Annotated in this window: 13 protein-coding genes and 1 pseudogene; 10 read left to right on the forward strand and 4 right to left on the reverse strand. The window is 56.8% G+C overall.

Translation table 11 applies throughout. The features are described from left to right. Positions 1 to 88 precede the first annotated feature (88 nt). Both GGI48_RS17060 and GGI48_RS17065 read left to right on the forward strand, forming a co-directional pair. Positions 89 to 970, forward strand: coding sequence for a restriction endonuclease (locus GGI48_RS17060; RefSeq protein ID WP_260620446.1), 882 nt, complete (start codon positions 89 to 91; stop codon positions 968 to 970). Positions 971 to 1,073: 103 nt separating this feature from the next. Beyond that, positions 1,074 to 1,559 carry a GIY-YIG nuclease family protein gene (locus GGI48_RS17065; RefSeq protein ID WP_179599282.1) on the forward strand — a complete coding sequence of 162 codons (486 nt, stop codon included), beginning with the start codon at positions 1,074 to 1,076 and terminating at the stop codon, positions 1,557 to 1,559. A 123-nt stretch (positions 1,560 to 1,682) separates the two neighbouring features. Here GGI48_RS17065 and GGI48_RS17070 read toward each other — a convergent pair whose 3' ends face one another. Further along, positions 1,683 to 4,280, reverse strand: a complete 2,598-nt coding sequence (locus GGI48_RS17070) for an AAA family ATPase (RefSeq protein ID WP_179599284.1) — start codon at positions 4,278 to 4,280, stop codon at positions 1,683 to 1,685. A 274-nt stretch (positions 4,281 to 4,554) separates the two neighbouring features. Here GGI48_RS17070 and GGI48_RS17075 point away from each other — a divergent pair, with 274 nt between their 5' ends. Beyond that, complete coding sequence (locus tag GGI48_RS17075) at positions 4,555 to 4,905, forward strand: hypothetical protein (protein WP_179599286.1); 351 nt, start codon at positions 4,555 to 4,557, stop codon at positions 4,903 to 4,905. A gap of 50 nt (positions 4,906 to 4,955) precedes the next feature. Continuing rightward, on the forward strand, positions 4,956 to 5,525 hold the full coding sequence (locus GGI48_RS17080) for a type II toxin-antitoxin system PemK/MazF family toxin (protein WP_179599289.1): 570 nt from the start codon (positions 4,956 to 4,958) through the stop codon (positions 5,523 to 5,525). Positions 5,526 to 6,037: 512 nt separating this feature from the next. Here the strand turns inward: GGI48_RS17080 and GGI48_RS17085 are convergent. Further along, complete coding sequence (locus GGI48_RS17085; protein WP_179599291.1) at positions 6,038 to 6,325, reverse strand: hypothetical protein; 288 nt, start codon at positions 6,323 to 6,325, stop codon at positions 6,038 to 6,040. A gap of 189 nt (positions 6,326 to 6,514) precedes the next feature. On the opposite strand from GGI48_RS17085, the gene GGI48_RS17090 reads away from it, so the two are divergent. After that, complete coding sequence (locus tag GGI48_RS17090) at positions 6,515 to 7,438, forward strand: hypothetical protein (protein WP_179599293.1); 924 nt, start codon at positions 6,515 to 6,517, stop codon at positions 7,436 to 7,438. A 117-nt stretch (positions 7,439 to 7,555) separates the two neighbouring features. Here the strand turns inward: GGI48_RS17090 and GGI48_RS17095 are convergent, their stop codons facing one another. Beyond that, entirely contained in the window at positions 7,556 to 12,055 is a 4,500-nt protein-coding gene (locus GGI48_RS17095) for an ATP-binding protein (RefSeq protein ID WP_179599295.1), read from the reverse strand. A gap of 345 nt (positions 12,056 to 12,400) precedes the next feature. Here GGI48_RS17095 and GGI48_RS17100 point away from each other — a divergent pair. Both GGI48_RS17100 and GGI48_RS17105 read left to right on the forward strand, forming a co-directional pair. Next, a pseudogene (locus GGI48_RS17100) lies at positions 12,401 to 12,715 on the forward strand (thymidylate synthase); the annotation flags it as partial. Positions 12,716 to 12,905: 190 nt separating this feature from the next. After that, the gene (locus GGI48_RS17105; RefSeq protein ID WP_179599297.1) at positions 12,906 to 13,493 is read left to right on the forward strand and encodes an undecaprenyl-diphosphatase; all 588 of its coding nucleotides are present in this window, start codon (positions 12,906 to 12,908) and stop codon (positions 13,491 to 13,493) included. Between the two features lie 15 nt (positions 13,494 to 13,508). On the opposite strand, the gene cadR is transcribed toward GGI48_RS17105, so the two are convergent. Then, complete coding sequence (cadR, locus tag GGI48_RS17110) at positions 13,509 to 13,958, reverse strand: Cd(II)/Pb(II)-responsive transcriptional regulator (protein ID WP_016967545.1); 450 nt, start codon at positions 13,956 to 13,958, stop codon at positions 13,509 to 13,511. Between the two features lie 88 nt (positions 13,959 to 14,046). On the opposite strand from cadR, the gene GGI48_RS17115 reads away from it, so the two are divergent. The 3 genes from GGI48_RS17115 to GGI48_RS17125 all read left to right on the forward strand — a co-directional run bounded on the left by GGI48_RS17115 (position 14,047) and on the right by GGI48_RS17125 (position 18,671). Further along, entirely contained in the window at positions 14,047 to 16,368 is a 2,322-nt protein-coding gene (locus GGI48_RS17115; RefSeq protein ID WP_179599299.1) for a heavy metal translocating P-type ATPase, read from the forward strand. A 129-nt stretch (positions 16,369 to 16,497) separates the two neighbouring features. Beyond that, complete coding sequence (locus GGI48_RS17120) at positions 16,498 to 17,361, forward strand: LysR family transcriptional regulator (RefSeq protein ID WP_047306542.1); 864 nt, start codon at positions 16,498 to 16,500, stop codon at positions 17,359 to 17,361. Positions 17,362 to 17,594: 233 nt separating this feature from the next. Next, positions 17,595 to 18,671, forward strand: a complete 1,077-nt coding sequence (locus GGI48_RS17125) for a putative 2-aminoethylphosphonate ABC transporter ATP-binding protein (RefSeq protein ID WP_016967292.1) — start codon at positions 17,595 to 17,597, stop codon at positions 18,669 to 18,671.

Below are 18,671 nucleotides of genomic sequence, written 5' to 3' on the forward strand. Positions count from 1 at the left end.
TTGGATTGGGGCATATTATTAAATAAATTTTTCAACGCTATCTTGGCTTGGCATCTGAGTGTCGGGCAAATGAAGACCGAGGAAAGGTGTGGCGAATTTCAAATCGACTGAGATGCGGTTTCTAGATTCGATCTTCGACATGGGCGGCGGATACGTCCTCGATTTCTCCAACCGCACCATGGACGAATTCTTCATGGAGGAGCTTGAGATCGACATCTCCCACGAGATGTTTTCCAAGGATGGCACCTCCAAGGCCAGGCGCGTCAGATGCCTCCTCCAGAACGCCGATCACTCCACGGTAACTCGAGTGCTCGAAGCCCTCTGGAAACACCGCCAAACCATTCGGGCGGAGAGCAAAGCCACGGAAGACGTGGTAAACGCCGAAGGCCGCTTTCTATCCCTGCTCGAATCTATCAGATCGCCAGGGCAGCACGCCCAGGTGGTAAAAAATCCTTTCGCTGCGGCAGCGGTGATTGATCAGGGCGCGATCCTTGATGCCCTGAAGCAGCGTTTATATGATCTGCGCGACCTAGCTCCGCAGAAGCGTGGCTACGAATTCGAAGGATTCCTCAAAGAGCTTTTTGACTCCTCCAAGCTTCAGGCGCGTTCGCCGTTCAGCCTGGTTGGCGAGCAAATAGACGGAAGCTTCCAGCTAGGAAACGAAACGTATTTGATCGAGGCCAAATGGGTCAGAGATCCGATTGGGGCAGCTGAGCTTCATACGTTTCAAGGCAAGCTCGATCAGAAGGCTGCTTGGGCGCGTGGCGTTTTCATCAGCTATGGCGGGTTTACACAGGAAGGCCTTCACGCGTTTGGCAGAGGCCGAAAGGTGATCTGCATGTCCGGCGAGGATATCTACAAAGCACTGGGACGGCGGATACCCATTGCGGAGGTGATTGACCGGAAGGTTAGAGCTGCCGCAGAAACTGGCGCTGCGTTCGTGCCGTTGGATGAGTTGTTCAAGCCGTGACCTGACTTAGGCGCAGGATCGGCAGTCTGGTGTCACCTACTACTCATTCGGTGGGCTGCTTTCTGAAAGGACACAGGATAATGGATCTACGGAGGGCGCGGCGATGATCTACTTCTTCATTGAAGACAGTAATGAGCAAGTGAAAATAGGCCGGGCCAAGGACATCGAGAAACGAAAAAAAGGTCTCCAAACCGGGAATCCAAGGAAACTTTTACTTCTGGGGTGGATTCGTACCGATGATGACGTGCGGCTGGAAAAGGAGATTCATCGACATTTCTCGCATCTGCGTGGTTCTGGTGAATGGTTCACCTTGGATCCGGCGGACATTTTGCCGATCCTTAAGCACTTCGACATCGATGGGTTCGTCGGTACTACTGATGACTCGTTTGAGGTCATCGGACATGATCGGGATGGTGTGCCTGAATACCTGGGGGTTTGGAACTGGGGTGATCTGGAATGGGATGAATGCTGCCCTTTCTGCGGAAGCTTTTGCGGCATGCACTTTCAAGACGCATCGAGTATGTACCACTGCCTAAACTGCGACACTCTGACAACCTTTGATTTCCTGAGCCACCAGGAAGAAGAGTGACAGGGTCAGCAGTACGTTGCCATTTGAGCTTCAGGCGGGATGTATCCAGTGGGATCTCTGAACTAGGCCAGGGTCAAAATCAGAGCGCTCGGCTTGATTCTGACCCTTGCTCAATGGGCCGTGCTAGCTGGCTCTCGAGGAGAACTCGGCTAGCCATTTTTGCAACGCTGTTACGTCTGCCTCAAAGACATCCAGCTCGAGCGCGCTGCTGGGCAACTCGTCCGACTGGGCATGTTCAAACACTGAGTAGCGTGTCATCAGGTCATCAATGAATACGCAGTCTTCATTTGTCACCTTGGCAACCTTGTGCAGTTTGCCCTGGGTGTTGATCGCACGCCTGAAACGTCCTACGACATCTGCCAGTAAGATGTACTCCACCGTCTTTTCCACGATGATTCTGAAGTCACTGCAAGCGCTCTTGCCAAGCGACTCATACGCCTCGACCTCAGCCTTCTCCAGATGCTTTTTGAGGTGTGTAATAGTGTTATCTATCAATCCGCGCACCGCGCTTTCCGGCTTTAGGTCTCGAGCGCTTGCAGTCGCGACAATGCCGGCAGTTTTCGCTAACCGTTGAAGTGACGTCAGCGTTGGCTTGATGGTGGGCATACCAGGGGTCTGCTCCCACTTCTTGGTAACAGCTTCTACCTGAGCTACTAGAGAAAGTCGGTGAGTGAAAATGATGACCTGCCTCGTCTGAGATAGGGCCACGAGACGCTCGACTACTTTTTCTTCGAAGTCCTGATCCAGCGAAGAAATCGGGTCATCAAAAATGAACGGGGCCAGTTGGTTTGAGCCTGTGGTGTCCGCAAGGAACGCTGCCAGCGCAGCGATCCTGGTCTCTCCTTCGCTCAAGATGTAGTCCAGGCCGTGGGTGCCATTTGCACCCACCAGGTTCAAGCCGAAGGTGATCTTGCCTTTGCCCCCGGATTTACTTTGCGGCGCGATTGGAAGGCGGTGTCCGCCGAGGCGCTTCAACTCATCTAGGAATCGAGATTGATAGCCAGCATCAAGCTCGGTCTTCGCCAGCTCGTTTTTCTTCGTAGTCAGGGCATTGGTGGCGGCTGAGCGCGAAGCTTTATCAATCGCTGCAACGGCGATCAACCTAGCCCTTTCTGCAACAATTGACGCTTTGCTTTGAGAGAGCCACTGCTTGGCTTGGAGTTGCTGAACTCGACTCTGCACGGCTTGGCGATGTTCATCTTTCAACAAGGCCGACAGGCTCAGCTCCTCTTCGATGAGTTTTGCTGACTTGGTCTTTGCCGCCTCGTTTATGCCCGACCAGTCGAAAGGTTGCAGGGTGCCTACAGGGCTGCCCAGTGCAATTTGATCAAACCGTGCTTTCAACAGGCCAAGCCAACTGACCCCATCGGCCTCTTCAAAACCTAGAGTGGACATGTGGACAATCCAGTCAGCTTGTCCGGGAAGAATTGGCAGCCGCTTTTTGCGATCAGCAAAACCATTTTCAGCCGTCTTGGCGGTTGTTTCGAGGCCGTCGGTCACGAACTTCTCAAACCCTGTCAGTCGGGCTTTGGCGTCCTCGCTGAGGCTTTGGTGACAAAGTACGCAACGTGAGTCAGCTAAGACGTTAGGGAACGCTATATCGACGTAGGCTGTGCCCGTGGAATAGGCACGTGCTTGCTCCCACATTTTCTGCCAGGTCGCTGAGCCAACACCCTCAAGCTCTGCTTTCCCGAAAATAGCTGCCGCTGCCTCTTCGCAGGTGCTCCTCGCTTTGACGGCGGTATTCTTCAGGTTTTCCAGTTCACCCGCCGTCGCGTCGTTCAAGCCCAACTGAAGTGTCGACATCGCTGTCTCGATACTTTTCAGGGCAGTTTTTTCTTTGTTGATAGCCAAAAGACGACCGGCGATGTCCTTCTCTGCAAGCAAGGCTTCGCTTTCTATACGCTCCCGATCAAGTTGGTCGGTATACAGACATTCCTTATCAATGCTCGCAGGCGCAGTCGTGCTCTTCAAGGCGGAAAGCCATTTCGCTTCGACTGTTTGACTAAGGCTCTGAGCCATAGCGGGTAGCGCTTTGCTAAGCAACGCCTTTTCTCTTGCCAGCTCCGCGCTAACGGCATCTGCGGTGGCGATCAGCGCGGATACAAACTTCATCCGGCTTGGCTCATAGCAAGCCTCAGTCCTGGTCATGTACTGCTGGGCAGCCTTGGTATCGAACACCTGTGCATGTCGTAGCGCTTTGTGAGGCCCACTGGGAATGTCCCAGTGAACATCAGCCGATTTACCGTCAATCGATACCTTGAACTGTGCACGGCACGGAGTCGGTGCTGGATCGAAGACATTTCCGTGAATGTCGTCCTTGGAACGTGATCCGCAGATCTGCTTGAGCAACCTTGCAAACCCGCTTTTGCCGGTTCCATTCTGTCCGTAGATAACAGACAGGTTACTCTTGCCGAAGGGGAGGTTGGCGCCAGGCTTGATTGCGTTCAACCCATGCACATCCAAAATCTCTTCAATCCGAAGCATGGGTCTATTGGCGACCTGCGATAACGCGCCGGGCGTAACGCTCAGAAATCCTGTATCAGCCTCACCCTTGGCTTCGACCTTGCAAAGCCTGGACAGCTCTTTGATTTCGTCCTGGTTCAGCTGCCGCTTCGAGTCGATAAGCATTCGAGCTGCAGTCTGCAACCATTTGGGGCGCCCATTCAGCCACGTCTCAAAATCATCAGCTACAACTGGCCCTGCCTCAATCTTCGTCATGGTGCGCTCATCTCACAGAGTAATTCCTGAGCGTAGGCAGGGAATGGCTATTTGCCATGTTTTTTGCCTCCAAATTGGTTGCAAGATGTGGAAGGGAACGCCTCGCGAAAGCGTTGGAGAGGATCAAGTTACGTTCACGGATCGCGCATTTTCGGCCCTCCTGAACCGGGTATCGGTAATTGATTTGGCAAAATTGACGTAGAGGTGCTAGGATTTCTCCGCGTTCATTGATTTCCTTGATTTCAATGAAATCTACCACTAAGGGAGTCAGTCCATGGCACGAACTCCAGCGAAGCTGGCTGCTGACGGAAACGCACTTATGGCCACAATCGACGGTTTAGGCATCGACGTGACCCGAGATAAGTTCAAGGTTACCGGGGCAGCTGGTGTGATCGTCGCGCACGTTGCCAAGGCATCTGGTCAGGTGGTTTCTGCACGGATTCGGGGACGCTCGTTCAAGCAGATGACCCAATTCGACCCGAACGAGATTTCCGTTTCGGAGCGTCGTCAGCTTGAGAAGCAGATGTATGACGATGGTCTGACTCAGTCAGAGATAGCTGACTTGCTGGGGGTGTCGCAATCTTTGGTGGCTAAAGATCTGAGCCTGCTTCGGCAAGGCAAATAGGCGTCAATAAACGGCTGAGTCAGAAAAGCAGTGATGAAGGAGCAAGGGAAGTGGCGCAAACGCGGGTAGCCGGACAGGTCAGGATTGGTCACATCTACGAATGTGAATTTGGGCTCTTCAAGAAGGGAGCTGAGGGTGCGGATACCACGGTCGCGCGCGATGAGGCTGATGACACTGCCTACAATTATCGGATTCCCAACGAGCTCATCAAGCGCAGGGCGGTAGTGGTGATCGGGAAACACCGGGGTCTATACTTGGTTGTGCCTGTCAGCAGCACGTTTGAAAATGGCCCGAAACCACACAAGGTGCCAGAAAATTCTGGAATGCATGTCCAGATGGGTGGCGACTTTCCGGTGACAGCTCGCTACGCTGCCGGTAAACCTCGCTGGGCGAAAAGCAATCTTGTGCAAGCCGTTGACGGTGGTCGATTGACTGATGTTTTTGATCCGGAGACTCGAAAAAATATCCCTGCCCACCAGGTGTCCGAGAACACATTGCTAAAAATCCGCTATGGAGTGATGATCTCCATGGGTATGGGAAAAATGGTGCCTGTCGAAGAGCCCGCGCCTGTTGAGGCTGCAGCGGCCAACGTCGAAGAGGTCTTGGCCCAGCCCGCTTGAATGTCAAAGGTATTGACATAGCCTCAGCGTTTTCCGTATTCTTTGTCTGTAGCCGCAAGGCAAGATTCGTTTTTCGCCGCAAGGCAAGATCAAAAAAGCCACCTTAGGGTGGCTTTTTTGTTTTCTAAATTAATTTAAATCATCTGTGACTGCTTGCTGCAGATGATAGAGATCTCCCTCACGGTTCCCCGCACAGTGGGAATGGTCGTTTTTGTTCAGGGTTCATCTGAGCTTCAGTTGGCTTGGATCGCAGTTCTAGTGTCGCCTGCACGCCAACCGCCGTCGAAAGATGAGGGTCTTGGCTGTACCAACGAACGCAAGCGGAGCGCGCCGGCCCTCCGGGCCAAAGGCTGGAGGATGGACGCCCGAAGGGCCAAAACACTGCACAGCAGTGGTTTGGTTCACGACAGCCGTACCCCAGCGGGGGCAAGCCCAAAACTGCAACGGCGTCATCGCCATCGAGCTGCAGTCATGAAGACACGCGGCATGCCCCGCGTACGCGTCAGCTTTGTTTACCAGCCCAAAATTTTCTCCACCCCTCCGGTGAGGTCAACCCGATCAGTGACCTTGCTCAAGTCTTTGTGATGAAGGGCGTCTTCTGCGGCGTGCAGCTCGTTAACCTTCGTTTTGTCGTGCTTGTTCAGGAGTTGCTCTAGGAAGTACAGGACTTCATAGCCCTCATCCTTGTCCACCTGGCGGCGATCTTGAATTCCTGCGTAAGGTGAATCGCCTTCATCTCGAGTCCAAGTGTAGGTATAGACATCAGTCTGAAGGTTCGAGCGTTTCAGTGTTACAGCCATGTGAACTCCATTTACGCGTACAGCTGTTGGGAATTGAGCGCTCCGTGCGTTCCAAGGCCCCGCCTCTTAGGGCGAGCACGATGGTGCTTGAGCGCGATAATCCTGCCTCAGCTTTGACGCAGTGTCACGGGGTTGGTGGCTTCTTGCTATCGCATTTGTAAGGAAGTGCTGCCAGGATGCAGGTGGGCCATGCTAAGCGCCTACCTGCCTATGAGGGCCTCTGTGATGGAAGAGATAACGCTTAACTACGACCAGAAGATTGCCTCCGACGCCAACACCATTTTTCTCATCGATTGCCTCAGAGAGGATGATAAGCAATCTGCTCGTACTCGCCATGAAGGGATCTGCGACTCATTGATGGCTCTGTCGGCGCAAAACATTATCCATGACACATCGCGCGTGTATCACGTGCAATGCAGGCATCGAGATAATTGGTCTGCCGCCATGAAAAAGATCCGGGACTCTTGCAAGGTGGGGCTGCTTCCGCTGGTTTTCATCGATGGCCATGGAGATGCCGAGAAAGGCTTGGCCATGCCCAGTGGCGGCTTCATTTGCTGGCAACAGTATGGTCAGGATCTGCGGGCGATTATGGACGCAGCCCGTGGCGAGTTAACGGTGGTTGCAGGATTCTGCCACTCATTTTCGTTCATCGCGACGGCAGCAAATGAGGATGGGAAACTACCCTTCGGGTTCTACTTTGGTTACAAGGGCGAGGTGCTCACTTCGGTAGTCGAGGATGAAACACAGATCATCTACGAATCGCTGATTAACGATGGAGGCCAAGTTCTAAACTCCCGCTCTCTGGAGATTTCAAGTTTCAACGAATACGACCATGCAGAAAAAATCGTCGGGCAGGTGGCCTTCATGCGGCTTAGACCTGAAGCGCTGGTAGCTGAGCAGCCTCAATTATCTAAAGCGAATTTGCGCAAGGTGCTTGAGAAGTACCTCGCCCAACAGGGCAAGCCATTGGGTGAAATGCGGGAGATAGTGAAGCATGTGCTGAGCAATACTCCCCGGATCGCAGAGAGACTCATCGACACATACATGCACGACACCACACGGCGAAGCCACTTCAAAAAGCAAATTCTCTCGCAAATGGAAGAGGCCGACTGACCACGCTAGGAATTGGCCGCTTATTTTAAGGGCTAGCAAGGTTGCTGGCAGCCTTGAGGTAGGCCGGATTTAGTGGGGGGAGGGCCTAGTTTCAGCCTACCCCTACTGAGCGGTCGGCTACGATTTTACCGGAACATAACGCTCTGAGCTGCCCCTAGCCCAATCATCGCTCCAATGAACCATCTGCGGTTTGCCGTGCTTTTGCCACACTACACCTTCTGAACGTCGCCGGGATGCATGTTCATTATCACCGCCCGGCCATGCGCTTCGCTCCATCACAAAGATCCATACGCAAGCGAGCCCATCTTCCTCCAGGAATGTCTGGAAAAGCTGCTGGTCGATAAGCGCGTGCGAGCCATCACCTGGGCTTCTACCGCAAACGAAGCGCGTTTCCCCTGCTTGATCCACATAGATGTTTGGATCTTCACGATGGGGCTTTAAGTTAAGCCTCTGCGCAAGCCAGGGTGCCGGTATCAAAGCTTGAGCGCCTTCGGGCATTGAGACATCCAAGTGTGATTCCCAATAGTGCCGGAAGCACGGATAGGCAATCTCTACTTCACCTAAGTCGTGAAATTCGTAGGTTGACCATTGCTCTTGAGCCCATGTCGAGCGCCATGGAGCCTCTCTGAGATAGCCATCGTTGGTGAAATCACGGGAAGTCCATGAGTCCACGTCCAACTTTTGCTTTTTTTGGATGTAATCGAGGAGCTGTTGTTCGTCCTCCTGCCTCACCAACACCGGCAGCAGGAAGCGCCACTGTTGTTGCCTGGAGCCGTGATCCCCGCCTTCCTTCTCTGGATACTTCACCGTCACAGAGCGGTGTTCGTGTAGGACTACCCAAGCTGCACGGTTTGAATCAGTACGGGTTACCAGGTTTTCTATGCCGTCGGAGGGTTCCTCCTCGAATGGCCATTTCCCCACGTCGTTTTCGACAGTCTCCCGTATGGATATCCGAAACTCATCGATCACCGGATGGCGTACATCAGGCCGGCTGTGCTCGTCAGTGAGCAGGATGGTTGGATCTATGTCGCGATGAGTGCCGATGTCTAGAGGGCTGGCATAACGACGTGCCCCCTGTTCACTCGTCTCAGATAACCACTTGTTGTCGGCAAGGCTACAGAGAAGCTCATCGAGGGCAAGCCACTGGTATTTTTTCCCGATTCGCTCGATCAATGGTCGATTGCGACTGTAGTCAGACCGACCCGAACGATCATCTGGAAACAGCTTTTTTGTCCAACCCAGCCCATATGCTCGTTTGGCCACCCAACGCTGTGCCGCCTGTATGTCGACGTGAGGTAGCCTTTCAACCCCAGCCGCCGAGGGTTTGAAGCGTTTTTTATACTCCTTTCTATATCTTGCCCGCTCTTCAGGGCTCAAAACATCCAGCAGCAGGTTTTCAGCTCTCGTGAAGTAGGTTGAGCGCTCACTAACATCTTGCTCAGAAAGCTTGAGCCTGAGATCCCTGAAGGCATTAGGCCTGAAATCGTTCATCAATTTGAGGATGTCGATCCGTAGGTCGGAATGATTAATGACCTCATCCTCGAACCGCTCATATACCTGTGTGGCGCTCAGAGGTTCAGGCAAATCCAGTGCTACATTCAAGAATGAGCTGACCCTCGGCTGGATCTCATAACTGGCAAAATCGCCACCCCATCCTGCGCAGGAATCTTGGATCTGCGAGTCTCCAGCCCGCTTCGCCACTTTTTCGAGGGCGTCTTCGGACACTGACAGCCTGATGTTTTTGGACTGATAAGGCGGCATTGCTTTCACTATATCGACCTGTTTGGGCAGGTGATCATTTAGTAGTGCGTGCTCGATAATGCCGAGCGCGCTGTCCCTGAGTAAAATCGAGAGCGGAACGTTCTCTCTGTCGAAGACCTCGTTGTACGCGATCTCCGAATAGGTGCGCAGTCGATGCTGCTCTGGATCTATGCAGCATGCTCCAAAGGCGGCTGTATGTAGGCGCTCGAGGACGTAGAGATCGTCTACCTTACTGAAGTCCCTGCAAAGCATTCCATACAGGCTGGGATTCCAGATCATGAGCGACGTAAGCGCCTTTGTTGCTCGGTCTCGCAGCTCACGGTGGGAGCAAGTAAAAAACCAGGTCAATGTTATTGCGCAGAGGTACTGGACTTCTGGGTCGGTTTGATTGCTTTGCTCGAAGGCACTCCATTCGATCAATCGTCGACCGGTATTCTCCTCATCCATGGGCAGGAAATTCAGCTGAGCAGTCCATGTAGAGTCCCGTTTGGGCATGCTCTGAGCAGCAAGTCGGTTGTGCAGGAATTTCGCATTCCACGGGTGACCTACACTTGCACTCACTTGAAGAATGATATCTAAATGTTCTTCGTTTTCAGATAGAAAGTGCTCAAAGAGTTCAAGTGTACGGTTGCTAAACGATTCATTAGCTCGCCACCGCAAACTTTCTATAAACGCATTGGCGCTAGAATCGTCGTTTGCCCATCGATTTGCGCCGCCAGGCATGACATCGAGAAGCTCCTTTTGGAAACGCTCAGGTAACTGTACGGAAAGTGCTTCCGCCAAACCGGCCCACTTGGGATGAAGCCGCTTTCCACTGTGAATGAACTGGAGTGAGCCGTTTATTAAAGCTTCTGCGGGGTCTTTGACTTCGTCTAGAAGCCCCGAAGCCATCAAATAATCCTGTAGCCTCTGGAAGCTAAAGCGGACAATGTCTTCCGACGATTCGAATGGGTCGATACCTTTGCTTTTTGGATCTGGATCAATCCTGAACAAGCCACTTCGCTGAAGTACCTCAAACCAGGTTGTTCCTGACGGAGGTGGAAAGGCGTGAAACTTATCAGCAACGATGCGTATGGCGTGGGAGTAAGGAACGAAGTCTTGCCGCTGTGCGGCCATCTCCCTAGCAATCGATAAAAGGGCTTGATTGGTTGGTTTGACGAGATCATCGCTGCCGTCTCTACCGGCACCTAAGTGTCGAGCAATACTTCTCAGATAAAAGGAGAAGACCTGCTTAGTACCAGTTAATCCTCTCGGAAACCATTTTTTATTTTCTTTGTTCAGCGCAATACAGGCACTTCTCAAAAATAGCGGATTGACGAATTCCGCAGCTAGCCAGGGAACATTAGGTTGTGAGATTCCTCGTTTACCTAGGTATATGCGAGCAGCGCGGGCCTGTTCTTCAGGGGTCACGAATCCGCGAATTAGAAAAGATGGGACTTTTTCGTCAAGGCTGGAAGGTATGACGTAAGGTGTATATTCACTTCTGCAACTGAACACAGCCAATAGGTTTTTATGCTTCTCGATCCTGGCGATGAACGCTGCAAGCTCCTTACGCCACAGGGTTATGCCAGATCCCTCATTTAGAGCATCAATCAGAATCAAGCCGCGCTTGCCCGTAACGTCTGCAGCAGCACTCAATGCTTGAAGGAAAGCGTCAGGATCTATATCCCCAAGGCCTAAACGGTCAGTGACTTGGCTCCAGATACTTTCGTTAGTCAAATGTTGGCCGAGTATAAGGACAACGACCCTGCCATCCGAGATGGCTTGCTGAGCAATGTTACCAAGTAAGTGAGATTTGCCGGTGCCGGCTTTTCCGTTAAGAAAAAAACTGTGGCTATGCTCTACAGACAAATATCTGTCTTGAAGTGATGACCTCAGTGCGTATGACGCGTCGCTAAGCTCGCTCAACTGATGTTCTAGGGATTCTAGAGACTCACTACGGGGCTTTTTAGCATTGCGTCTCTCTTCCTTGGTTGTCCATGCCGTACGTTGGAGATCATGGACGCTGTCCGAGATTTGTTCGATGCATGCAAGGCATTCCGCCAGTGGCCAAGTAAGCCAAGCGTCAGGTGTGATTTTTACTTTAAGCGCATCAAGCTTTTTCACCTGGGATACAACGCTTTCCATGAGAGCGGTAGTGGAACTGCCCAATTCATTTTCGGTGTTGCTTATTTTTGCTAGAGCGCGGACTTTGTCGATCTTAGCTTGGAGCTCTGAAATGATGTCCTGATCGTGCAAAATCACCTTGAATAGCTTTTCAATCCCAACTTCGACATGATCTTCAGGATGAAACCTTTCATCGAGAGACTTTACAGCCCAGTCGACTTTTTCTGACAACCAAGTTGGTGAGAATTCGATGTCCCCAAACCAGTATCTTCTCAGGCCTTCGGCATTTGATACGGAGAGTCGGTGAGTCAGGTCTGAGGCAGTCCAAGGAACAAACTCCACTGTCTGACCCGATGGAACATAGGATGTCCATTTTTCCTTATGGGCTTCCCAATGTTCCCAACCTCTTCTGCCGCCCCCTTGCTTACCGCTCCTATCAGTCAGGTCGCAGGCTAACGCCACAACGTATTTGGTTAGCGATGGATGTGACTGAAGGGCGCGTTTGACGGAGTCGTCAATATTGGCCCAATCAATGTCACCTGCTTTTAGATAGTATTTTGCCTGGTAACCGATTTCGCTCCCATCACTGAGCAACCAATAAGCTTCGATACCGCCATCCCCGCCGGCACCTTCTATTCGCCTAAATTCCGCGTCAGCGGCTGGTGCCTCTCGTCGTGCAAGCTGGCAAACGAGTTCTTCAAAGGCAAGCCGCTGTCCTGAATCCATGCCTCTGATGCGTCTGTAGTCCATGGAGTGTCCGTTGCAAAATCAGGTTGTCGTAATGGCAGATCGCCTGCGCCGAGTGTATACGTTACAGGCGGCTCGGCGTGACTTGACCATCGACGAGGAGACGTTCCCAGCTGGGAGGTTGGTCGAGCTGAGGTCTTCAGATACCGGCAGCAGGGACGTGGGCAGAGCGACACGTTTTCCTAGACATTCACCGTGGGTAGGGCCTGCACAAGAATGTGCAATCAATGAGCGCAAGTGCTTGTTATCTATAGCGTAATGTGCAATTATAATCATGCACTTCGAGATGATCTGGGTATTGCCTACGATTCTCATCGTAGTGTGCATAAAATGGGTAGCACGAAATTCCTGGGCACGCCGTTCAACCTCACCGAGGGCGCCGCGCTGCTGAGCCTGATCGGCCGCCTGACCGGCTACACACCGCGCTGGTTCACCTATTTCATCGGTGATGCCCACGTCTACGAAAACCACCTGGACATGCTCAACGAACAGCTCAAGCGCGAGCCGTTCCCGATGCCCAAACTGGTGATTTCCGAGCGTGTGCCGGAGTTCGCCAAGACCGGCGTCTACCAGCCGGAGTGGCTGCAACTGATCGAACCGAGCGACTTTTCCCTGGAAGGCTACGAGCACCACGCGCCAATGACCGCGCCGATGGCCGTTTAAGCCCCCACCTGCTGTGCCAGGGGCCGCGTGGCTGATGCCGCGCGGCCCTTGTCGATTGACCCTGTAGCCTTTATCGACCTGTGCCCGGAGCTGTTCCGGGCATGACTGTGCCTGGCGGCCAGCTACGCTCTGAGGAGTGGCCCTGCCAGACACCGGGCGTCGCCCTTGTGAACTTCAACGTGAGCCGCGAATGGAAGAACTCAATCACAGCCTGTTCCTGGCCATCAACGCCAGTGCCGGTGCGTCAATGCCGATGCGTACACTGGCGGTTTTCTTCGCGCAATGGCTGGTGCTCAGCGTGCCGTTACTGCTGGCGGTGCTCTGGGTTTTCGGTGAGCGCCGCCAGTGCATGATCGTGCTGCTGGCGACCCTCGGCATCGTGCTGGCCCTGGCCAGCAATTGGCTGATCCGTGAGCTGTGGTTCCATCCGCGGCCCTTCATGATCGACCTGGGGCAGAACTTCCTCGCCCATGCGCCCGGCGCGTCCTTCCCCAGCGATCACGCCAGCGGCATGTTCGCCATGGCGTTCGCGCTGATCCTCGCGCGCCTGCGCAAGGCCGGGCTGGTGATGCTGGGCCTGGCGCTGCTGGTGGGCTGGGCCCGGGTCTACCTCGGGGTGCATTTCCCCTTCGATATTCTCGGTGGCTGCCTGGTGGGGCTGCTCAGCGCCTGGCTGGTGCGCCAGGGCCTGGCCTGGCGGCAGTTTGACCAGCGGCTGCTGGCGCTGCTCGAGGGGACTTATCTGCGGCTGATCGGCAGCGCGCGGCGCGGCGCCTGAGGCCGCGCCCGGGGCTCAGTGCCCGTGGCTGCGGCCGACGTGCGAGGGTTCGGCTTCGTTGGGGGCCACCGAACCGCTGACTTCCAGGCGCTGGAGGATGCCGCAGTGATCCTGGTCCGGCCCTTCGCTGCAGCGCTGACGCAGGTCCAGCAGTTGCTCCTGGAGCACCAGGAGCCCGTCGATGCGCGCCTTGACGTGATGGATATGCTCGTCGATCAGGGCGTTGACGCTGGCGCACTGGCCTTCCGGGCTGTCCCGCAGGTTGAGCAGGCTGCGGATTTCCTCAAGGGTCATGTCCAGGCTGCGGCAATTGCGGATAAAGGTCAGGCGCTCGGTGTGGGCCTGGGTGTAGAGGCGGTAGTTGCCTTCGCTGCGGGCCGGTTCCGGCAGCAGTCCTTCGCGCTCGTAGTAGCGGATGGTCTCGACCTGACAGTCGGTGAGTTTCGCCAGTTCGCCAATCTTCATTGCCGTCGTCTCCGAATGGGTGCTTGACCCTATAGTGGCTACAGGGTGTTCACTTGGCAACAAGCACCTTTATACGGACGCGACCCCGATGAGCGACTCCATTCACAACCCGCGCAAGCCCGACGCCCAGCACGCCCATGCTGATCACGATCACGATCACGATCACGATCACGGCCATGCCCACCCACCGGCGGGCAAGCTGCAGCCGGTCAAGGCTCACGACCACGCCGCCCATGGCGCTTCCTGCTGCGGTGCCGCCGGTCCGGCGCCGTCCAGGGTCACCTTGAGCGAAACCCCGAGCGCCGGCGCGCGCCTGAGCAGCTTTCGCATCGAGGCCATGGACTGCCCCACCGAACAGACCCTGATCCAGAACAAGCTGGGCAAGCTGGCGGGGGTCCAGGCCCTGGAATTCAACCTGATGAACCGCGTGCTGGGGGTGACCCACGACCTGCCGAGCACCGCGCCGATCATCGACGCGGTCAAATCCCTGGGCATGCACGCCGAGCCGCTGCAGCAGGAGGGCGCCGAAGTCGCGCCTGCCGCCGCGCCGGTGAAGAAAGCCTGGTGGCCCCTGGCGCTGTCGGGTATCGGCGCGCTGGCCGCCGAAGTCATTCACTTCACCAGTGCCGCGCCCGATTGGGTGATCGCGCTGGTGGCCCTGGTGTCGATCCTCAGCGGCGGCCTGGGCACCTACAAGAAGGGCTGGATTGCCCTGAAGAACCGCAACCTCAACATCAATGCCCTGATGAGCATCGCCGTGACCGGCGCGGTGCTGATCGGCCAGTGGCCGGAAGCGGCGATGGTGATGTTCCTGTTCACCGTGGCCGAGCTGATCGAGGCCCGCTCCCTGGACCGGGCGCGCAACGCCATCAGCGGCCTGATGCAGATGACCCCGGAAAAGGTCACGGTGCAGCAGGCCGATGGCACTTGGCGCGAAGTGGAAGCGAAAAGCGTCGAGCTGGGCGCCTTGGTGCGGGTTCGTCCCGGCGAGCGCGTCGGTCTGGACGGCGAGGTGGTGTCCGGCAGCTCCACCATCGATCAGGCGCCGATCACCGGTGAAAGCCTGCCGGTGGAAAAGACCGTGGGCGACAAGGTGTTCGCCGGCACCATCAACCAGGCCGGCTCCCTGGAATACCGGGTGAGCGCCGCCGCCAACAACTCGACCCTGGCGCGGATCATCCACGCCGTGGAGCAGGCCCAGGGCGCACGGGCGCCGACCCAGCGCTTCGTCGATACCTTCTCGAAAATCTACACCCCGGCGGTATTCGCCTTCGCCCTGGCGATGGCGCTGATCCCGCCGCTGTTCATGGCCGGCGCCTGGTTCGACTGGATCTACCGCGCCCTGGTGCTGCTGGTGGTGGCCTGCCCGTGCGCCCTGGTGATCTCCACCCCGGTGAGCATTGTCAGCGGCCTGGCAGCGGCGGCGCGCAAAGGCATCCTGGTCAAGGGCGGGGTCTACCTGGAAGGTGGCTACAAGCTCGATTACCTGGCCTTGGACAAGACCGGCACCATCACCCACGGCAAGCCGGTGCAGACCGACTTCCTGGCCCTGGACCCACTGGCGCAGGACACGGCTCCGGCCCTGGCCGCGAGCCTGGCGGGGCGTTCCGACCACCCGGTGTCCCTGGCCATTGCCCGCGCGGCTGTGGATAAACAGCTGGCCATGCACCCTGTGGATAACTTCGCAGCCCTGGCCGGGCGCGGAGTGCGCGGGGAAATCAACGGCCAGCTCTATCACCTGGGCAACCACCGCCTGGCGGAAGAGCTGGGCCTGTGCTCCCCGGCCCTGGAAGAAAAACTCTTTGCCCTGGAGCAGCAGGGCAAGACCGTGGTCCTGTTGCTGGACAGCAACGGCCCGCTGGCGCTGTTCGCCGTGGCCGATACGGTCAAGGAATCCAGCCGCGAAGCCATCCGGCAATTGCATGAGCTGGGGATCAAGACCCTGATGCTCACCGGCGACAACCCGCACACTGCCCAGGCCATCGCCGCTCAGGTAGGCATCGACCAGGCCCGGGGCGACCTGCTGCCCAGCGACAAGCTGCAAGCCATCGAAGACCTGTACGCTCAGGGCCACCGGGTCGGCATGGTCGGCGACGGCATCAACGACGCCCCGGCCCTGGCCCGGGCCGAGATCGGTTTCGCCATGGCCGCGGCCGGCACCGACACCGCCATCGAAACCGCGGATGTCGCCCTGATGGACGATGATCTGCGCAAGATCCCGGCGTTTATCCGCCTGTCGCGCCAGACCTCGGTGGTGCTCAAGCAAAATATCGCCCTGGCCCTGGTCATCAAGGCGATCTTTCTTGGGGTAACCTTTGCCGGGCTCGCCACCATGTGGATGGCGGTGTTCGCCGACATGGGCGTGAGCCTGTTGGTGGTGTTCAACGGCCTGCGCCTGCTGCGCAAATAGGACACGGTAGCGGCAAGCGGCAAGCGGCAAGCAACAAGCTACTGAGGAGAGAACCAGAGTGATGAACTCACGCGCACCGGCTTCAGCTTGCGGCTTGCCGCTGCAAGCTTGCAGCTGCGACAAGCCGCCATGCTGAGCGCGGAGCTGAAGGCCTTTTACATGGTCGCCCGCCTGGGCAGCATCACCCTGGCGGCGAAGAAGCTCGGCCTCAGTCAACCGACGGTGACCACGCAGATCCGCAACCTGGAAAGCCAGTATTCGGTGGAGTTGTTCTACCGCGGCGGTCGGCGCCTGAGCCTCAGCGACGAGGGCGCGCGGCTGCTGCCGATGGTCAAGGACCTGTTGCAGAAAGAAGCCGATATCGAGTTCTTCCTGCGTAACAGCGGTCAGGTACAGGGCACCTTGCGCATCGCCGCCACGGCGCCGTACTACATCCTCGATCTGGTGAAGACCTTCCGCGAGCGCCTGCCCCAGGTGGAGGTGTCGGTGGAAATCGGCAATTCCCAGCAAGTCCTGGAGGCGCTGGAGGACTATCGGGTGGATGTCGCCGCTTCCTCGCAATTGCTGGACGATTCACGCTTGGTCCGCCGGGTGCTGGGCAGCGACCCGCTGGTGCTGGCGGTGCACCGCAACCACCCCCTGGCGGCGCTGGAGCACGTGCCCCTCAACGCCCTGGCCGGGCATACCCTGCTGATGCGCGAGCCGGGCTCCACCACCCGCAGCCTTACCGAAACCTTGCTCAAGGACGCCAACGTCAGCTTTGGCCCGCTGCTGGAAATCGGCAGCCGCGAATCGATCCGTGAGGCGGTACTGCGCAACATCGGCATCAGCATCATCGCCCGCCAGGAAGTGCCCCACGACCCGCAGTTGCGAGTGCTGAGCATTGAAAACGCGCCGCAGATCGTCGAGTACCTGTACTGCCTCAAGGAGCGCAAGAACGCGCGCTTGCCAGCGGCTTTTCTCGGGTTGGCGCAGGAAATGGCTCCCGCCTGAAGGATCTGCATCGGCCATGCCGAGGGCTTCGCGAGCAAGCTCGCTCCTACATTGAAATGCATTCCCCCCTGTGGGAGCGAGCTTGCTCGCGAAGGCGTCCGATCAGCCAGCACATCACTGGCAGGTTGAACCAAAATCCCCGAATACCACTATCGGTCGTTTTTGCCTTACTGCCATATGACCGACTCATTACAACTCTAGGATTGGCCTCATCTGCTTGATGAGGCCTGTCCATGAACCCTGCAATCGCAACTGCCCTGAGCAACCCTGGCGCACCGATGAAAGTGCGCGGCGTGCGCAAGCGCTTCGGCGCTTTCACGGCGCTGGATAACGTCTCCCTGGACGTCGCCGCCGGCGAGCTGGTGTGCCTGCTGGGGCCGTCCGGTTGTGGCAAGACCACCTTGCTGCGCTGCATCGCCGGCCTTGAGCGCCAGGACCAGGGCGAGTTGTACCTGGGGGATCGGGATGTGTCGCTGCTGGCGCCGCAAGCCCGGGACTACGGGATCCTGTTCCAGTCCTATGCGCTGTTTCCCAACCTCACGGTGGAAGCCAACATCGCCTACGGCCTGGCCGGCAGCGGGCGCGAGGAAGCGCGGCAGCGCGTGGCGCAGATGCTGGAATTGGTGGGCCTGAGCGGCAGCGAGAAGAAATACCCCGGCCAGCTGTCCGGCGGCCAGCAGCAGCGCGTGGCCCTGGCCCGCGCCCTGGCGCCGGCGCCGTCGCTGCTGCTGTTGGACGAGCCGATGTCGGCCCTGGATGCCCGGGTCCGCGAGCACCTGTGCACCGAGCTGCGCCAACTGCAGCGGCGCCTGGGGATCACCACCCTGATGGTCACCCACAACCAGGACGAAGCCATGTTGATGGCCGACCGCATCGCCGTGATGAACAACGGCAAGGTCGAGCAGTACGCCACGCCCCAGGAAATCTACGATCGCCCCGCCACGCCCTTCGTCGCCGAGTTCGTCGGCCAGGGCAACTGGCTGCCCTTCAGCCGTAACAGCGACAGTCATGCCCAGGTTGGCGGGATGAAGGTGCGCCTGGCCGACGGCTCGGCCAAGACCGCTTCGGGCCGGCTGTTCTGCCGCCCGGAAGCGATCAGCGTGAACCCGCCGGTGCATGAGGAAAACCTGTTCCCGGCCAAGGTCCGCGAGATCACCTTCCTCGGCAACCGCTGCCGCATGAGCTTCGAGCTCAACGAGCTGCCGGGGCATGCGCTGCTGGCGGAACTGGCCCCGGACGCCATGCCGCGCCTGGGCGCCCAGGACATCTGGGTCGCCTTGCCGCCGCGCAGCCTCCAGGTGTTTGCCTAA

This window comes from Pseudomonas protegens, assembly GCF_013407925.2.
GTDB classification, from domain to species: Bacteria; Pseudomonadota; Gammaproteobacteria; order Pseudomonadales; family Pseudomonadaceae; genus Aquipseudomonas; species Aquipseudomonas fluorescens_AP.